Origin of the sequence: Mycobacterium sp. (assembly GCF_036488105.1) — a bacterium.
GTDB lineage: Bacteria > Actinomycetota > Actinomycetes > Mycobacteriales > Mycobacteriaceae > Mycobacterium.
The window spans coordinates 1-1,622 of sequence record NZ_DASXHW010000106.1; the positions used below are offsets into that span (position 1 = coordinate 1).

General features: G+C 65.0%; 2 protein-coding genes. One reads left to right on the top strand and one right to left on the bottom strand.

The window, feature by feature from the left end; genetic code table 11:
- Positions 1-90, top strand: a 90-nt coding sequence (locus tag VGH54_RS05665) for a tetratricopeptide repeat protein (RefSeq protein WP_331510961.1), incomplete at its 5' end; no start/stop codon positions are given.
- Here VGH54_RS05665 and glgB read toward each other — a convergent pair.
- Positions 74-1,622: 1,4-alpha-glucan branching protein GlgB (gene glgB, locus VGH54_RS05670; RefSeq protein ID WP_331510960.1), on the bottom strand; the 1,549-nt coding region annotated here is incomplete at its 5' end. The genes VGH54_RS05665 and glgB overlap by 17 nt on opposite strands.

A 1,622-nucleotide genomic window follows, 5' to 3' on the forward strand; every position in this document is an offset into this window, starting at 1 on the left:
ACGCGGCTGATCGAGCTGTTCGAGCTGTTCGATCCTGCCGACCCCGAAGTCATCGCGGGACGACGCAACCTCGCTAACGCGCTGTATTAGGCGGCTTTTCGGGCTCCAGCCACAGCGCTGACATCGGCGGCAGCGCCAGCACTGTCGATGCCGGGCGGCCATGCCACGGCGCATCGGTCGCATCGACGCCGCCCAGATTGCCGATACCGGTGCCGTTGTAGACCGTCGCGTCGGTGTTGAGCACCTCACGCCAGCGCCCGGCGCTGGGCAGACCGAGACGGTAGCCGCTGTGCTCGGCGCCGGCGAAGTTGAACACACAGGCCATCACCGAGCCGTCGCTGCCGTACCGCAGAAAACTCAGCACGTTGTTGGCGGAGTCGTTGGCGTCGATCCAGGAGTAGCCCTCGGGCTTGATGTCCTGACTCCACAACGCCGAAGAACGGCGATAGATCGAGTTGAGGTCGCCCACCAACCGTGAAATTCCGGTGGAGAAGCTGTCCTCGTCGAGCTGGAACCAGTCGACGCCGCGCTCCTCGGACCATTCGGCGCGCTGCCCGAATTCCTGGCCCATGAACAGCAATTGCTTGCCCGGGTGCGCCCACTGGTAGGCCAGCAGGCTGCGCAGCCCGGCCGCCTTCACGTGGTCATTACCCGGCATCCGTCCCCACAGCGTCCCCTTGCCGTGCACGACCTCGTCGTGGCTGATCGGCAGCACGAAGTTCTCGCTGAACGCATAGAGCATCGAGAAGGTGATCGCGTGGTGGTGATAACTGCGGTACACCGGGTCGCGACTCATGTAGTCCAGCGTGTCGTGCATCCAGCCCATGTTCCACTTCATCGAGAAGCCCAGGCCGCCAACGGTCGTCGGCCTGGTGACGCCAGGCCACGAGGTCGACTCCTCGGCGATCGTGACGATACCGGGCGCAGCCTTGTGGGCCGTGGCGTTCATCTCCTGCAGGAACTGCACGGCTTCCAGGTTCTCCCGGCCGCCGTAGATGTTCGGCGTCCAGCCACCTTCCGGGCGTGAGTAATCGAGGTAGAGCATCGACGCGACGGCGTCGACTCGCAGGCCGTCGATGTGATACTGCTCGAGCCAGTACAGCGCGTTGGCCACCAGGAAATTGCGCACCTCGGCACGGCCGAAGTCGAAGACGTAAGTGCCCCAATCGAGTTGCTCGCCGCGGCTGGGGTCGGAATGCTCGTAGAGGGGTGTGCCGTCGAACCGGCCGAGCGCCCACGCGTCCTTGGGGAAGTGAGCGGGCACCCAGTCGACGATGACGCCGATACCGGCCTGGTGCAGCGCGTCGATGAGGGAGCGCAACTCGTCGGGCGTGCCGAATCGGGATGACGGCGCGTAGTAGGACGTCACCTGATAACCCCACGAGCCACCGAACGGGTGCTCGGCAACGGGCAGCAGTTCGACATGGGTAAAGCCATGCGCCAGAACGTAATCCGTCAGCTCGCGGGCAAGGTCCCGATATGACAGGCCCGGTCGCCACGAGCCCAGGTGGACTTCGTAGGTGCTCATCGGCTCGAACACGGCATTGCGCTTGGCGCGGGCCGTCATCCAGGCGTCGTCGTCCCACCGGTAGTCGCTCACGTTCACCCGCGAAGCGGTGTGC